Raw genomic sequence first — 15,029 nt, forward strand, 5'->3', positions numbered from 1 at the left:
AGATTAAATCGTTTCAAAACCATTCCATAAATTTCCGGGAGGAACGGGCGCCTCCACTTCTATCAGTTCTTTGGACACCGGATGCACAAAACGGATATACCGCGCATGCAGACAGATGCTGCCGTCGGGATTGGAGCGGGGCGAACCATACTTCAAATCTCCCTTGATGGGACAGCCCATCTTTGCCAACTGACAACGTATCTGGTGATGGCGTCCGGTTTTCAAATCTATTTCCAACAGATAATAGTTCTGCGACCGCCCGATGAGCCGGTAATGCAAAATCGCTTTCTTGCTGCCCGGCACCTCCTTGTCGTATGCATAACTCTTGTTCTGTTTCTCATTTCGCACCAGATAGTTCACCAATTCCCCCTCTTCCTCGCGGGGCAAGTTCTTCACTACTGCCCAGTAAGTCTTCTTCACCTCGCTATTCTTGAACATCTCGTTCAGACGCGACAGTGCCTTACTGGTCTTGGCAAAAACAACAAGACCGCTCACGGGGCGGTCCAGCCGGTGAGCGACACCGATAAAGACATTTCCAGGCTTGCTGTACTTCTCTTTCAGGTACTGCTTTACAGTTTCCGAAAGCGGTGTATCACCCGTTTTGTCTCCCTGAACTATCTCGGAAGCGGTCTTGTTGACTATAATGATATGATTGTCTTCGTATACGACAGTCATCGGTTGTTAATGTTTAATGATTAGTGATTAATGATTAATGACTAACACCCAACTTCTCATTAAACATTAATCACTAATCATTAATCATTAAATTACATATTCATCCCACCATCTACCTGAATAACCTGACCGGATACATAAGAAGACATATCAGAAGCCAGGAAAGTAGCGATATTTGCCACGTCTTCGGGTGTGCCGCCACGACGCAAAGGAATCTTCTTGCACCATTCAGCCTTCACCTCTTCAGACAAGGCGTCGGTCATGGCTGTCATGATGAAGCCCGGAGCAATGGCATTGGCACGGATTCCACGAGAACCCAGCTCCTGAGCGATAGACTTGGCCAAAGCAATCATACCGGCTTTGGAAGCAGAATAGTTGGCCTGGCCGGCATTGCCGTGAACACCTACCACAGATGCCATATTGATAATGCTACCCGCCTTCTGGCGCATCATGATGGGTGTGCAGGCATGGATAAAGTTAAATGCCGATTTCAGGTTGACATTGATAACCATATCCCATTGCTGTTCGCTCATACGCATCATCAGACCGTCACGTGTAATACCGGCATTGTTTACCAGAATATCAATACGTCCAAAGTCCTTATGGATTTCTGCCACTACATTGGCAGTGTCTTCAAAATTTGCTGCATTGGAGGCATAAGCTTTTGCCTTTACTCCCAAAGCTTCCAATTCTTTTGCCGTAGCCTCGGCATTTTCATCAATCACCAAGTCAGTGAATGCGATGTTTGCTCCTTCTTGAGCGAACTTCAAAGCGATAGCCTTGCCGATGCCGCGTGCAGCACCTGTCACAATGGCTGTTTTTCCATCTAATAATCCCATATTATTTTAAAATTATTTATAAAATGTATTCTTACTTCTTTCCCAATGCACCAAGTACCAGACGGGTCACGTAAGTATCGCGTACCGCATCATCCAGATTGGCTCCTATATGACCGCGAATATAAGGTGTTTCAATACCTTTGACACTGTAATGCACAATCTCGGCAGTCATATCCAAGTCATCTATCTGGAAAACGCCCTTCTCCATACCTTCACGCAGAACCTCCTTGAAAAGCTGGGTCTCTGTAGCATCGAAACGTTTGCGCACTTTCTCCACTCTCCAAATATCCCGAAAGAAATTGGCACGAAGAGTACCATTTCGAAAGACAACCTCTTTTACCGCATCCAGATGGGTGTAAATCATCTCCATCAGTTTCTCGTCCGGCTGAATATCTTTCTCTACCACGTGCTTCATCATATCCGAAAGAATATCCAGCTCCGACTCGACAACAGCCAAGTAGATATCTTCCTTGCTCTTAAAATAGGTATAGAGCGTTCTCCTACCTTTCTTCGAAGCGAGGGCAATATCATTCATCGTGGTATTCTCAACGCCCATCTTTGCAAACAGCTGACGGGCAACGTCCACTAATTTAGCTTTTGTCTTCGATACGGTCATAGATTAATTGCACATTGCTTTATTATTTGAGCAAAAGTAAGACATTTCCGCATATCTTACAAGAAAACATTCATTTTATTAATGAACAGCCCTAAAAAGGAAGAAAAAAAGTAGGCTTATTATCGTTCTATTTATCAACATATTACTCATTAAAATCCACTTAACCTCAAAAATATCATGCATTTTATTTGCATATTAAATAAAAAGCCGTACCTTTGCACCCACAAAACGATAACATCGCGGAGTGGAGCAGTTGGTAGCTCGTTGGGCTCATAACCCAAAGGTCATTCGTTCGAGTCGGATCTCCGCAACTACAATGAGGATAAAAGGTTTAAAGACCGTTTATCCTCATTTTTTTAATTCCCATCAAGGACAGAAAAAAATGTTTGCGCAAATAATGTTTGTGCAAATTGCTTCCACACTTCCACCTCCTCTCCACATCCCTTTATTCATCGGCATTACAGATGCGGTGGAAGCAACTCAAAAGTGTGGAAGCAAAATTTGCTTCCACACCGTTTCACAAACAGAAATACTGACACACAAGAAGCTAACATGAAGTAACACAAGTTATTAATTTCTTGTATCACATCTTATTTATATCGTACCTGCACGAAATCAATATCCTGCAAACACGGTATTAATTCCATCTCCTCCCCCTTCAAATGCAATCAGAACAAATGCGTACAGCCACACAAAGCCAAGACTTCAATACTGTTTTCCTCTGTGCTTTATTCAGAGAATGAAGGTATTTATTACGTCGGACATAAGGAATCAACAGTATGCAACGGCCATGATGCAATCGCCTAACGGCCATCAACAACCCGCTTAACAGCCGTCAGCAGATCGCCGCACGACCATTAGGCGCTGATAAGGCAATGAGTAAAAGGGAACACTCCCCTATACACAAGTAAACAAAGCCCTATATACAACGGATTGAAAGCAGCGGTTTCCCTTAGAATATCCTGATGAAAAGCAACCCCAGCCCGATGGCAACGCCAGTCGAAACAAGTCCGGGAAGCATGAACGAGTGGTTCAGCACATACTTGCCGATACGGGTAGTCCCGGTACGGTCGAAATTGATGGCTGCCACTACGGTGGGATAATTGGGAATAAAGAAGTAACCGTTTACAGCGGGGAACAGAGCAACCAGTATCATAGGCGAAATGCCCAAAGCGATGCCCAAAGGCATCAGTGCGCGCACAGTGGCGGCCTGGCTATAAAGCAGAATCGACATGGCAAACAAGGCTATCCCGAACAGCCACGGCATTTGCCTCACCACTCCCTCGATGGACTGGGTCAACTGAAGCATGTTTCCCTGAAGAAAAGTATCTCCCATCCAGGCAATGCCGAATATGGCAATCACCGCCTGCATGCCTGCCGGGAAGACGGAACCTTGCGTTGCCTTCATGCCGTCGGTGCGAGTCAGCAGCAAGATGAGGGCGGCGGCAGAGAGCATCACGATTTCGATAATGGCGGACATGCCGAGTCTCACCGTCTCGCCGTCTATCACGAAGGCAGGACGCAAACTGTCGAACGAACCAAAGAACACGATAAAAACAGTGGCAAGGATAAAGATAAGCACGGACAAGACGGCATGCCGTTTATTGTGTATATCCTTTATCTCCACCTTCTTGACATCAAGATAGCCTTCGGTCAACCTCTTTCTGTACTCCGGGTCGTCTGCCAGCTCCTTGCCCACCTTCATGGAGAACAAGGCGCCCACAAGTACCCCGATAATGGTAGCAGGAATCGTTATTTTCAGAATATCGAACAAGGTGACATCAAATCCCGCCAGCAACCCAAGCAGTGCGACGGTGGCAGCCGAAATGGGACTTGCCGTAATAGCCTGCTGCGAAGCAATCACCGCAATGCCCAGTGGCCTCTCGGGACGAATCTTGGTCTCCGTGGCAACCTCGGCAATCACGGGAAGCACCGAATATGCCACATGTCCCGTGCCGGCAACAAAAGTAAACAAATAGGTCACAATAGGGCTCAAGATGGTGACCTGCGAAGGATTCTTCCGCAACAACCGTTCTGCCAGCTTTACCATATAATCCAGTCCGCCAGCCGCCTGCATACAGGATGCGGCAGAAATGACGGCGGCTATCATCAACATAACGTCAATGGGAGGTGATGTAGGCTGCAATCCGAAACCAAACGTCAGAATTGCCAGACCTATCCCTCCCATTACACCTAGTCCAATGCCGCCCAAGCGGGCGCCTATAATGATAGCTACCAATACGAATGCCAATTGCAAGGCCATATACTCTACACTTTTTGATTCATGTGCAAAGATAAGTCATTTCGTATTATGGCTACTCACCTACTTCTATTTTAACTGCTTGTTTTAACTCCACACTCAAAGAGGCATCATCCTTTAACGGTGTCCAGAACACCCGGCGGCATTCATTCTTCTGCAAAAGACAACGATGATAGCGACTGCCGGACAGATGCTCCGTATCGATATGGAAGGAACCGGTATTGACATCCCAGTCGGCTATCTCGTCCAGATTCAGATAAAGGTTGCGCACTGTGCCGCTGTTGAGATGCAAGCTCTGCGCCTGCGCCGCAAGCGCAGTGACATGGCAATCTTCCAGCCGGGCAAGGTATCGCGTGCGGAAAGAGAGCGTATCGCAACGGAGTCCGTAGAAATTGGTTTCCATATCCTCCACATCTACCACAACCGCTTGTACCTCCGCAGGCAACCGCAATTCCATCCCTTCTGAACGAACCCTTATCCAAATGTCATTCTGAAGATGCTGTTCCAGCTTATCCTCCGGAAAGTCAAAGGTGACGAGCAGGGTATCGCCAACGGAAGTCATCGACATAAAAGCCTCCATATCCCCTGCATAGGAGAAACTGCCCTGCTGCAAAGAGTCTCCGGCAGTTACCTCCAACGGCACTTCCCCGAACGAGAACATACGCTCTGCCTCCACAATACCTTCTTTTTTCTGTTTCCACACCACCGGAGGCTGTGTCAGCTTCAACACCCTGCACGAGGGCAGCTGCACCGTTTTCCGTTCTCCGCCGATTTCCATAAAATTATCTTTCTGAGTGACATTGCGGTCCACCACATAGAACATGAGTCCGCATACCATTGCCACACCGGTAACCAGCATTCCTATCATTATATAAGTCGTTCGTTTCATAACTGTCTTCTTTTATTTTTGTTTCTTGATAAACTCCTGATACATCCCGGACAACTCCTCGGCAGAGATGCCCAGCGTGAAAATCTGCTTGAAGAAATAATCCACTTCCTCCTTCAGAAAATACTCTTTCCTCAACGAAAGAATCAGCTTACGTGCACCTACCGACACAAAATAGCCGATACCCCGCTTGTTGTAAATCACTCCTTGCGTCTGCAAGTAGTCGTACGAACGCATCACCGTATTGGCGTTGACCTCTACCACAGCCGCATATTCCCGTACCGAAGGAATACGTTCTTCCTCCTGATATTGCCCGAGAAGTACCTCGTCGCAAATGCGGTCTGCTATTTGCAGGTAGATGGCCTTGCTTTCCTTAAAGTTCATAGTTACCAGCGATTAATGATTTCGGACTCCTTGAAACGGAAATAGGCAAGCACCCAGTTGAAAAGGGCGAAAAACGAAGTTATAAAAATCAGCCAGCCGCCCGATGCCTCTCTGTCAATATAGGGCTCAGTCATGAAGAAGTTATTAGGCAGAATGGCCTTCAGGCACAATACAGCTATCAGGATATATGAAACGAAGATGCAGACACCGGCCGCAAAAGTCTTGATAAGTGCATTTTTGGGCCAGACCGTACTACCCAGCAGGAAGAAAGACTGTAGGAAAAAGTAGCAGCTCAGGAATATCCCCACCACAGCCGGTCCGCTTCCTATCGTCTCATAGAAACAGTTCGTGTTACAGCAGAATTCCCACAACGGAAAGGAGTGAACGACATGCAGCTCCGGGTAGGCCAGAAGATAGAAGACGACTCTTGTCAAGTCCGCCAGCTTGAAAGCTATCAGAAAGACCAAGATAAAGCCGCAGGTAGCCACCAGCCAGCGGGCAAAGAATTTCTCGAACATGGTGGCAGGTGTCATGAGCACAACGGTACGACTCGTCTTGCTTTTCATCCTTTCCATGGCAAACGAGGCGCTAATGCATCCCCAAATGACAAGTCCCCAAAGAAAGAATCTGGACTCAAACTCCCAGATAGGGTCCATGCCCACAGCTCCCGCTTCCAGATTGTGATACTGATAGTATCCATTCCAGACAAAGACTATGGCCAACATTCCGTAGACCATCACCGAGCGGAGTATATAGGTCTTCCAATTCTCCACCATCTCTTTGCGGCATACGTTCACAAAGCGATGCAAACTAAAAAAGGTATCGCGTATCATTATTCATTTGTTTTAGTGTGAAACATTTCCGCTATCTTCCCAGGCTCTGCAAGCACGGCGCCAAACAGCAGTTCAAGATTAATCTCCGATTCCTCACCTTCCGTATTGGGCAGCATCAAGAAATTGCCTTGTACGGAGGGAAGCGTGTACAAGGCAGTCGCAGCCAACTCCCGGTCGTCACTCTCCAAGAAGAACAGCTTACTGCAAATGCTGGCAGTGGATTCGTCCAGCAATACGCGGCTGTTGTCCATAATCAGCACATGGTCCAGTACTTTGTCAATGTCACGCACCTGATGGGTGGAGATAACAATCGTCTTGTCGTCCGACATACCCGAAGCCAGGAATTTACGGAACTGGCTCTTCCCCGGAATATCCAGTCCATTGGTAGGCTCATCCATCAGCAGCAGGGAAGTATTGGTGGCCAGCGCAAAGCTCATGAAGATTTTCTTTTTCTGCCCCATGGACAAGGCTCCCAAATCAGCATCCATATCCATCTCGAAGAAATGCAGGTACTTCACCATGTCTTCCTTGCTGAAACGGGGATAGAACTTACTGTTCAGTTCAATATAGCTGACCAAGGAAATAGGAGGCAGCTCGAACTCCTCGGGTACCAGAAACATGTCCTGCAACGTGACGGGCAACCGGCGGCGCATGTCGGTATCATGATACATCACTCTCCCACGTTTGGGAGCCAACAAACCGCTCATCAGATAGAGCAACGTAGACTTGCCGGCTCCGTTCTTACCCAACAGACCGTAAACCCGGCCGGCTTCCAGCGAAAGTGAAAAATCGCTCAGGACTTCTTTCCGCCCCTTGCGATAACTAAATGAAATGTTTTCTACTTGTAACATACGCTTGGATGAATTAAATATCTTATTGTTTATGTGTATTAGTATAATAGTACACCGCAAAAGTAGACATTCTTTTCAATACGACAAGCGTTTCAAGAAAAAAAATGCTCAGAAAAAGGAACAATTCTATTCTTTGGTTCGAAATTAGCCTCACACGCAAGAAGATTAGGACACTTCTGTATCCATTTAGGACTCTATATTTCCTGCCACTTGCTTTACATTTGCAAAGGAGCTAAAGACATGAATATGAAAAACGAAGAAAAGATTTACCAACTTAACACATACAATATAGCAGAATATACAAGTACGGACTATACCGACAACGATATTGCTATACTTGGAGATTTCAAGAACTTGCTTTTCAACAAGTATTTCAAGTTGAATGCAAACATCTATGTGGTCTGTGTAAAAGGAAGACTGCAGATAAACATCAATACCCAAAAATATGCTATCTACCCCGGTGAGATGCTGATTTGTATGCCCAATATGATTCTGAGCAATTGCACAACCAGTTCCGACTTCAAGGGCGCCATGTTCTGTCTGTCGACCCAGATTACACAGAAGTACCTTCATAAAAGTAGTGACATATGGAACAAGGCTTTCTATATCAGCCAGAATCCGGTAGTACGCATTGACAAGGACAGAGTGCAACTGTTCGATTTATACTATAAGGTGATACGTGCCCGAATGAAACAAGCGGAGCAGCCCTACTACAAAGAAGTCATCAGGTCGCTGATACGCACCATGCTGTATGAGCTGCTGGCAGATTTAAACCAGTTGAGCACCCCTCCCGAAAGCCAAATGGTGAAGCGGAGCAACATTCTATTCAAGAGATTCCTCGACCTGCTGGCCTGCACCGAGGTGAAAAAACGTTCTATTTCCTATTATGCGGGTAAGCTGTGTGTTACTCCCAAATATCTTTCCACCGTCTGCAAAAAGGTCAGCGGAAAGACAGCCTTCGAGTGGATAAACGATTATGTGGTCGAAGACATCAAATATTTTCTGAAGTATTCCAATAAGTCTATCAAGGAGATTTCCGAGCATCAGGATTTCCCCAACATCTCCTTTTTCGGGAAGTATGTGAAGACACACTTAGGCACTTCACCCACGGACTACCGCAAGCAATCACTGCCTCCAAGGGGGACCCTGCAACAAAAAAGGAGGAGCTAAGAATCACTCTCCACTCCTCCCGACACGACAAACAACTAAAATTATTGCTATTTGATGCCGTCCAATGCCTTGTTTGCTGTGGCATTGGTGGGGTCGATAGCCAGAATTTTATTCCAGTACTCTTTCGAAGTAGCATAGTCACTCTTCAACAGATAGTAGTAGCCCAGATAACTGTAACACTCTATCAATGCAGAGTTGTACCTCGGTTCGTTTTTGGCAAGCAGTACGTCCACCACCTTCTCGTAATAAGGTTTCGCCAATCCCTCTGTAGTTTCGGGGTCCATGGCAGAGTGTGTGCGGGCGCGCCACATATCTCCCAAATAACTGTCGGGAGCTTGTTCGGCAACAAGTGCGAACACAGAGTCGGCAGCCTGCAATGCCGCCATGCGGTCGGCAGACTGAACGGAGAGAGTGTCCGAGGACGTACCCTCTCCGTAGTACAGACGCCCTAACTGGAATAAGTTTTCGGACGTCTTTTTATCTTGTGCCAGCGAGTCATAGTACTTTTTATAAGCAGCAATGGCTTGGGTATAGTCGTTTTTCAATTCATAAGCATCGGCAATCTCACGCCACAAATCCACCTGACTCTCATCCTTCTCCAATGCCTTACCATATTCCTCAATGGCCTGGTCATATTTCTTCAGAGCACTCAACAGAGCACCGTGATAGCGGTAATCCAAGCATGAATAATCGGCATTATCCGAAGCATTGAAGAAAGCATCGGCAGCCTTCTCTGCCTCGTCATAACGCTTGAGGTCGACATTGTTGTACATCACAAGCCGGTTGAATGCGGCATGGCGGGCATTCTTCTGCAAACCTTTCTGCGCCACCGCCAAGGATTTCTCGAAGTCGTGGTTCAGGAATAGTGCAAAAGCATATTTCAGGATGTCATCTTCCGTAGCCACGGGAGTATCGATGAACTTGGCATAGGTGTCGGCAGCCTTGCCAAAACGGTTGGTGGCGTAATACACTTCCGCCAGCTCCTTGTCTGCTTCCAGGCAATCCGGAGCTATGGCCTTCAGCTGGTTCAGCTTCTCTATGGCCTGCGAAGGACTGGCAGACTTGTATGCCTGCGCATATTTCAGATACGCATCCTTATAATTCGAATCAAAATAGATGGCTTGCTCATAAAGCTGGCATGCCTTTCCGATATCTTTCCGGGCAAAAGCGATGTCACCCTCGAGTACAGAAACTGCCGGAGCCTTGTTGTCGGCCTTTCTTGCCATCTCCAGATAGGTTTCCGCCTCTTTCAGCTGTCCTACATCCAGATAGGCACGGGCCACGGAAGTCACAAGCTCCACATTTTTCTTGTTCTTGCCCTTCAGCAGTTCTCCGGCTGCGTCGGAAGCCTGCTCCGGATTCGTCTTTATCAGACTTTTTACTTTATCCACCCCCGCCTGCCATTCGGGCACCGGCGTTTGTGCGGCGAGCGTACCTGCAAACAGCATCGCTCCCAAACAAAATACAAATCTACGTTTCATGTTAGCATTCATTTTAGTTATTCATCCTTGACGTTCACCACGCGCACCGGTTGGGTGGCGGGGACCAATCCCGACTTCAATATAATCCGCTGTCCCCGGTCGGAAGCGAGGAAAGAGGCAAATCCCCACGGAAGTGCGCTCCGCGGATCATTCAACAAGGCATAGATGCTGCGTGCCAACGGATAATCACCGTAATACAAATACGCCTGATAGGGTTTGTAACTGTTGTCCGGCATGGCCTTGTCAGCAGCACTGACGGACATCAGCCGCACCTCTTTACTGAAAGAGAGCCCCGTACTGTCATTCCGGTCGCTCAGCCAGTTCACGCCGATAATACCGATGGCATCAGGCGTGCGGGCCACGTAGTCAATCACCTCCCTATTGGTTTTCAACGCTTTCAACTGACTGGAAAGCGGTACACCCTTACAGATGGAATCGACAGCAAAACGTACGGTACTGGAGTTCTTGTTGTCAAACACAAGACTGATATCCCCCAGACGGGAAGCCGGATAGATATCTTTCCACTGCTTCGCATCACCCGTCAGGATGCGGCAGATGTCCTTCACACTAATCAATGAATCTGGATTGCCAAGATGGGTTATCAATGCCAGCCCGTCCGTAGCAATCTTTATCTCCTGCGGAAAAAACTTCCGGCTATTGAAGGAATTCATCTCTTCGGGAGTCAGTCTGCGACTGGTTATTGCCAACCGCAGACTGTCCTTGAGCAAGAGGTTGACGGCATCGACTTCCGTCACATAACGGGGCACAATTCCTGCCAAGGGGAACAGTCCTTCGAACACGTCAATTTCTTCCTGCACAATAGGCTGGAAACTTTCGTCCGCAGCAATTGCAATCACACCGGAGGTATACGTATCCGTTTGTCCGTCCTTGGGCTTGCTTTGGCAGGCAGACAGCAGAGTCAGCAGCACCAGCAAGCCTGAAAGCTGAAGTTGTTTCACCGTTTTCATAACACACACACTTATTGTAATCTAAACATCACCGGTATCGTATATTTCACCGATACGGCCTTACCATTCTGCTTGCCGGGAATCCATTTGGGCATGGACATAATCACACGGACAGCTTCTTTATCCAGATAGGGGTCTACACCTCTCAGCACTTTCACATCACGCACCTTGCCGTCGGCACCTACCACAAACTGGCAGGTTACACGCCCTTGCGTACCGTTTTCCTGGGCAATGGTCGGATACTTCATATTCTTGCTGATGAACTGCATCATCTCGGCCTGACCACCGGGGAACTGGGGCATCTGCTCTACCATATCGAAAACCTTTTCAGGTTCCGGTTCGGCCTGCGTCACCACTTGTTTCAAGTCGGCGATGTCCTTGCCGTGTTCCTCGTCATTACCTTTCACGTCGGCAATGGAGATGGCAACTTTCGTTTCCGTCAGTTCTGTCTGGCTTTTTATTTCATCCTCGTCCCTCACTTCCTCATCCTTTTTGATGACGGGAGCGGTAAACTTAATGGAGCTTTTCAATGCAGGCGGCGGTGGGGCCACGGGCTCTATCCGCTTCATCTCTTCCTGCTTCACTTCCGGTTCTTCCAGCTGCGAAAGGGTAGTCACTTCGGTCATCACTTCTTTCTGTTTGGGGGTAGCCATCTTTATCAGCGTAGGGATACTGAAACCTATCAATGCAATTACAATTACCAGTATCACGGCAATGTTGTGCCGTCTGGGAGAGGTCTCACGCATCTTATAGGCTCCATATGCTTTGTTCTTACCACTGAACACGAGGTCACACCATGCTTGGGAGCTTAAATCTACTTTAGCCATATTCTTTCCTTTCTTTGGGTGTTACACATCATTCAGCAATGTTCTGGGACAATTCGCCCTTGCTTTCGTAGTTCTTCATCAAAAACTCGTCGGCTTCGGCAATATCCGTTATCACATACTTACCTATATTACATATCTGCATTTCATCGAGAGCATCAATCAGATTCTTGTACGAAGACTTGTCGGTAGCCTTGATGATGACTGTCGGCGTATCCTTTCCGCTTTTTATCTCGGAAAGCTGTTTCCGGTAGTCATCCTCTGATATCTTAAGATCCAGTTTCTGCTGCTTCAGTCTGTTCACCTCGTTCACAGCAACTCTATTACGTTGCAGAAGCATTGCCCGCAGACCGTCCGCCTGATAGGTGGTTTCCTTCAGTGAGGTATAGTCCTTGTAGTTGGGTTCTCCTTCGTAATAATACAACTTGTTGTCATCGCCCAGCAACAGCGTAATGGCTTGGGAAGCCTTGACTTTGGTCTGCTGCTCCTCGGTGATGGTCTTGTCATTGCTCGGCATGCTTATCTCCATGGTCTGAGGTTTGCTCAGTGAGGTACAAAGCATAAAGAAGGTAATCAGCAACATGTTCATGTCCACCATAGGTGTAAAGTCCACCCTGACAGTCATTTTCTTCTGCTTGCTTTTTCCATCTTTCTTGTTGCCGCTTTCTTGTATTTCAGCCATAATGTTTCCTTTCTTGTTCTACTTGTAACTCGTAGCTTGTCACTCCTCACTTGTGGTCTTCAGAGAAGTAATCAGGTTATACCGGTTCTCTCTGAGGTCCTGAAGTGAGTTCATCACATTTTTTATTACGGAATAAGGAGTATTGGCATCTGCCTTGATGGCAATGCGCAAATCACTGTTCACTGCACGGGCGTTGCGTACCCAGGCCTTGAACTGATTGTCAATACTGTCTGTCGGTATCCCCTCATTCTTCAATACAGCATCTTGCTGGTCTTGCGGCAAGTCGAGGTATTTCTTCATACTCTTCATCGGCACACCAAAGGTAGACGCCAGCATGAATTTTTTAGTTTCCTCCGGAGTGAAAGTCACTCCATACTCCTGCCCCATAGCTTCCAGCACTTCGCGCAAGTCGGACTGCTTGTCCAGACTCATAAATACTTTTCCGCTCGGATCGACCAATATCTGGAGTACATTTGTCTCCGGAATCTTAATCTCGGATACAGAGGCGGGAGTCGTTACTTGTACCGGCTCTTTCTTCACGAACGTAGAAGTCAGCATGAAGAAGGTCAGCAGCAGTACAGTTACGTCACTCATCGCCGTCATATCGATGAACGTACTTTTCTTTTTTATTTTCGCTCTGCCCATAATCGTTTCATTGAAAATTAAAATTGAGAATTCATTCGTTGAATAGATAATAGAAGCCTACGTCACAGCGCAGCTCCAACTATCAGCAGTCAACTATTTATGGGTAGCTGCAAAAGTCTGCACGATGGAGAAACCAACCTCATCGAGGCTGTAAGTCAACTTGTCAATCTTGTTTGTATAATAGTTGTAGGAGATAACGGCCAATGCACCGGTCAAGATACCGAAGGCAGTATTAATCAAAGCCTCAGAAATACCTTGCGACAGAGCCATGGAGTCGGCTGAACCTCCGGCTGCAAGGGCGGCAAATGAACGGATCATACCGATAACTGTACCGAGCAATCCCATCAATGTACCTAAAGTCGTGATGGTACCAATAATAGGAAGATTCTGCTCCATCATCGGCAGTTCCAGCGCAGTGGCTTCTTCCAATTCCTTCTGGATGGCAAGCAGTTTCTGGTCTTTGGACAACTCTGTGTCATTCTCCATCTCGGCATACTTCTTCAAAGTGGCATTTACCACATTGGCTACAGAACCACGTTGTGAATCGCAGATTTGTTGTGCCTTCTTCATATCACCTTCAGCCAAGGCTGCTTTGATGTTAGCTACGAATTTCACCAATGACCCCTTACCAAAGGCAGCGCCAATGGCAATATAACGTTCAATACTCAGTGCGATGACAGTCAGCAAAAGCGTTTGAATTACAGGAACAATGAATCCACCTTTATAGATGGTACCGAGGAAGTTACCCGGCAACGGATGGTTGTTCGGGTCGTTGTTCATAAAGTTGGAGGGATTTCCCAACACAAAGTGAAAAATAAGCACGGCGATGATAAAACAGATTACGATTACCCAACCGGCGGATCTGATGCCTTTAAAAGAGGCTGCTTTTTTTTGAGTAGTTTCCATGATGAAAAGTTTAATTGTTGGTATTTAAATAGAGTTTTGAAAATAAAGCATAGGGATACGACTTCCCGCTTACGAACCGACAGGGCGTAATCATCCTTGCAACCTTAACTAACATATATGTACACTAAAGGTCACCTGCCTTCAGTCTCTTCAAGACAATAAGGAGAAAAAGGGGGAAATCAATAAGAAGAAAAGTTGGCTAAATCAAAATCCGCCGAAGCGTATAAATATAGTAATCACTGCCCGTCAATGCATAGTACGGGTCTTTATCTGAGTAGTATAATTTAGAGCGGCCTTGCACGAGTAGATTCTCGTGGTTGGATAACATCAAAAGAATGTTTCTGAGGAAAAGATTGTCTTCAATCACCCTGCGCAAACGCTGTTGATGAGAAGAGTAAGTTTCGGAAACCGGTTTGTTTCCCAGTTCGACATCCGTAGTCCATGCGAACTTGGTATTCGTGAACAATGAATTCTTCTTGTCAATACTATTGTCGGAAGTAGAAGAACATGAAGATAAAGAAGCGGAAACTTCAGCAGTTCCGGCCATTCTGTCATCCACCTGCACCAGGTCAATGGCTTTACCGCTAATGCTGCAAGTCAACATCAGTAGCATGCATATCCAGAATGTCTTTACAGTTGTTTTCATGTCGTCTAATGATTCTACAATAAATAACAGATGTCTCTCTTATTTGTTTTACAGCTATGTTACTTTCTTTTGTAAAAAGATTAAATTGTTCACTGATTAAAGGATTTACTATACCTTTTAATACACTGTAAAGGTACGAAGAATATATGAAATACGAAAGTGGAAATAGGATATAAAATACTGATTTAAAAGTTTTTAATCATTCATTTAGCACCTTAATTCGGGAATTAATCTGATGAATATATGATGAATAATTATATATAATAAGGTATAGTGATTAGCGGTAGAAACGGAATGTTAGAGGAGAGGTATATAAAACGAACAAAGCCTCCGTATCCTTATCAGACACGGAGGCTTCTTCTG

16 protein-coding genes and 1 tRNA gene are annotated in these 15,029 nt (G+C 46.4%); 2 read left to right on the plus strand and 15 right to left on the minus strand.

The genetic code is table 11. From position 1 onward, the window contains the following. Positions 1–3 precede the first annotated feature (3 nt). The 3 genes from DXD78_RS15995 to DXD78_RS16005 form a co-directional block, all read right to left on the minus strand. On the minus strand, positions 4–675 hold the full coding sequence (locus DXD78_RS15995) for an RluA family pseudouridine synthase (protein ID WP_005828600.1): 672 nt from the start codon (positions 673–675) through the stop codon (positions 4–6). 92 nt (positions 676–767) lie between these two features. Then, entirely contained in the window at positions 768–1,514 is a 747-nt protein-coding gene (gene fabG, locus DXD78_RS16000; RefSeq protein WP_005828602.1) for a 3-oxoacyl-[acyl-carrier-protein] reductase, read from the minus strand. A 31-nt stretch (positions 1,515–1,545) separates the two neighbouring features. Next, positions 1,546–2,130 carry a TetR/AcrR family transcriptional regulator gene (locus DXD78_RS16005; protein WP_005828604.1) on the minus strand — a complete coding sequence of 195 codons (585 nt, stop codon included), beginning with the start codon at positions 2,128–2,130 and terminating at the stop codon, positions 1,546–1,548. Positions 2,131–2,368: 238 nt separating this feature from the next. On the opposite strand from DXD78_RS16005, the gene DXD78_RS16010 reads away from it, so the two are divergent. Continuing rightward, a tRNA-Met gene (locus tag DXD78_RS16010) sits at positions 2,369–2,441 on the plus strand. A gap of 641 nt (positions 2,442–3,082) precedes the next feature. On the opposite strand, the gene DXD78_RS16015 is transcribed toward DXD78_RS16010, so the two are convergent. The 5 genes from DXD78_RS16015 to DXD78_RS16035 are packed head-to-tail and all read right to left on the minus strand — an operon-like array spanning position 3,083 to position 7,344. After that, positions 3,083–4,393, minus strand: coding sequence for an anaerobic C4-dicarboxylate transporter family protein (locus DXD78_RS16015; RefSeq protein ID WP_008665936.1), 1,311 nt, complete (start codon positions 4,391–4,393; stop codon positions 3,083–3,085). Positions 4,394–4,445: 52 nt separating this feature from the next. After that, positions 4,446–5,279 carry a hypothetical protein gene (locus DXD78_RS16020; protein WP_005834894.1) on the minus strand — a complete coding sequence of 278 codons (834 nt, stop codon included), beginning with the start codon at positions 5,277–5,279 and terminating at the stop codon, positions 4,446–4,448. A gap of 12 nt (positions 5,280–5,291) precedes the next feature. Next, entirely contained in the window at positions 5,292–5,660 is a 369-nt protein-coding gene (locus DXD78_RS16025) for a GntR family transcriptional regulator (RefSeq protein ID WP_005828614.1), read from the minus strand. 2 nt (positions 5,661–5,662) lie between these two features. After that, positions 5,663–6,493, minus strand: a complete 831-nt coding sequence (locus tag DXD78_RS16030) for a hypothetical protein (RefSeq protein ID WP_009037280.1) — start codon at positions 6,491–6,493, stop codon at positions 5,663–5,665. Continuing rightward, positions 6,493–7,344 (minus strand): ATP-binding cassette domain-containing protein, encoded by an 852-nt coding sequence (locus tag DXD78_RS16035; protein ID WP_005828621.1) that lies wholly within the window; start codon positions 7,342–7,344, stop codon positions 6,493–6,495. Before DXD78_RS16035 ends, DXD78_RS16030 begins: the two co-directional genes overlap by 1 nt. Before the next feature lie 246 nt (positions 7,345–7,590). Here DXD78_RS16035 and DXD78_RS16040 point away from each other — a divergent pair, with 246 nt between their 5' ends. Continuing rightward, entirely contained in the window at positions 7,591–8,514 is a 924-nt protein-coding gene (locus DXD78_RS16040; RefSeq protein WP_008665930.1) for an AraC family transcriptional regulator, read from the plus strand. A gap of 47 nt (positions 8,515–8,561) precedes the next feature. Here DXD78_RS16040 and DXD78_RS16045 read toward each other — a convergent pair whose 3' ends face one another. The 7 genes from DXD78_RS16045 to DXD78_RS16075 form a co-directional block, all read right to left on the minus strand. Then, on the minus strand, positions 8,562–10,007 hold the full coding sequence (locus DXD78_RS16045; protein WP_009037282.1) for a lipopolysaccharide assembly protein LapB: 1,446 nt from the start codon (positions 10,005–10,007) through the stop codon (positions 8,562–8,564). A gap of 5 nt (positions 10,008–10,012) precedes the next feature. Then, positions 10,013–10,963: a PstS family phosphate ABC transporter substrate-binding protein gene (locus tag DXD78_RS16050; RefSeq protein ID WP_009037283.1), complete on the minus strand. Its 951-nt coding sequence runs from the start codon at positions 10,961–10,963 to the stop codon at positions 10,013–10,015. 11 nt (positions 10,964–10,974) lie between these two features. Further along, positions 10,975–11,790 (minus strand): energy transducer TonB, encoded by an 816-nt coding sequence (locus DXD78_RS16055; protein ID WP_005828639.1) that lies wholly within the window; start codon positions 11,788–11,790, stop codon positions 10,975–10,977. Between the two features lie 28 nt (positions 11,791–11,818). Beyond that, positions 11,819–12,469, minus strand: a complete 651-nt coding sequence (locus tag DXD78_RS16060) for a biopolymer transporter ExbD (RefSeq protein WP_009037284.1) — start codon at positions 12,467–12,469, stop codon at positions 11,819–11,821. Positions 12,470–12,508: 39 nt separating this feature from the next. Continuing rightward, positions 12,509–13,114 (minus strand): biopolymer transporter ExbD, encoded by a 606-nt coding sequence (locus DXD78_RS16065; protein ID WP_005828648.1) that lies wholly within the window; start codon positions 13,112–13,114, stop codon positions 12,509–12,511. Positions 13,115–13,207: 93 nt separating this feature from the next. Further along, a complete protein-coding gene (locus tag DXD78_RS16070; RefSeq protein WP_005828650.1) occupies positions 13,208–14,020 on the minus strand; it encodes a MotA/TolQ/ExbB proton channel family protein in 813 nt (270 codons plus the stop codon). A 199-nt stretch (positions 14,021–14,219) separates the two neighbouring features. Then, complete coding sequence (locus DXD78_RS16075) at positions 14,220–14,666, minus strand: hypothetical protein (protein ID WP_005828652.1); 447 nt, start codon at positions 14,664–14,666, stop codon at positions 14,220–14,222. Positions 14,667–15,029: the final 363 nt, after the last annotated feature.

This window comes from Bacteroides sp. D20 (genome assembly GCF_003436255.1).
In the GTDB taxonomy this organism is placed as follows: Bacteria; Bacteroidota; Bacteroidia; order Bacteroidales; family Bacteroidaceae; genus Bacteroides; species Bacteroides uniformis.

Excerpts from the sequence above, each read along its gene's own strand:
- DXD78_RS16055 (WP_005828639.1), bottom strand. The coding sequence starts at position 11,790 with ATGGCTAAAGTAGATTTAAGCTCCCAAGCATGGTGTGACCTCGTGTTC.
- DXD78_RS16040 (WP_008665930.1), top strand. The coding sequence starts at position 7,591 with ATGAAAAACGAAGAAAAGATTTACCAACTTAACACATACAATATAGCA.
- DXD78_RS16075 (WP_005828652.1), bottom strand. The coding sequence starts at position 14,666 with ATGAAAACAACTGTAAAGACATTCTGGATATGCATGCTACTGATGTTG.
- DXD78_RS15995 (WP_005828600.1), bottom strand. The coding sequence starts at position 675 with ATGACTGTCGTATACGAAGACAATCATATCATTATAGTCAACAAGACC.
- DXD78_RS16065 (WP_005828648.1), bottom strand. The coding sequence starts at position 13,114 with ATGGGCAGAGCGAAAATAAAAAAGAAAAGTACGTTCATCGATATGACG.
- DXD78_RS16030 (WP_009037280.1), bottom strand. The coding sequence starts at position 6,493 with ATGATACGCGATACCTTTTTTAGTTTGCATCGCTTTGTGAACGTATGC.
- DXD78_RS16005 (WP_005828604.1), bottom strand. The coding sequence starts at position 2,130 with ATGACCGTATCGAAGACAAAAGCTAAATTAGTGGACGTTGCCCGTCAG.
- DXD78_RS16070 (WP_005828650.1), bottom strand. The coding sequence starts at position 14,020 with ATGGAAACTACTCAAAAAAAAGCAGCCTCTTTTAAAGGCATCAGATCC.
- DXD78_RS16020 (WP_005834894.1), bottom strand. The coding sequence starts at position 5,279 with ATGAAACGAACGACTTATATAATGATAGGAATGCTGGTTACCGGTGTG.
- DXD78_RS16050 (WP_009037283.1), bottom strand. The coding sequence starts at position 10,963 with ATGAAAACGGTGAAACAACTTCAGCTTTCAGGCTTGCTGGTGCTGCTG.
- DXD78_RS16025 (WP_005828614.1), bottom strand. The coding sequence starts at position 5,660 with ATGAACTTTAAGGAAAGCAAGGCCATCTACCTGCAAATAGCAGACCGC.
- DXD78_RS16015 (WP_008665936.1), bottom strand. The coding sequence starts at position 4,393 with ATGGCCTTGCAATTGGCATTCGTATTGGTAGCTATCATTATAGGCGCC.
- fabG (WP_005828602.1), bottom strand. The coding sequence starts at position 1,514 with ATGGGATTATTAGATGGAAAAACAGCCATTGTGACAGGTGCTGCACGC.
- DXD78_RS16060 (WP_009037284.1), bottom strand. The coding sequence starts at position 12,469 with ATGGCTGAAATACAAGAAAGCGGCAACAAGAAAGATGGAAAAAGCAAG.
- DXD78_RS16045 (WP_009037282.1), bottom strand. The coding sequence starts at position 10,007 with ATGAATGCTAACATGAAACGTAGATTTGTATTTTGTTTGGGAGCGATG.
- DXD78_RS16035 (WP_005828621.1), bottom strand. The coding sequence starts at position 7,344 with ATGTTACAAGTAGAAAACATTTCATTTAGTTATCGCAAGGGGCGGAAA.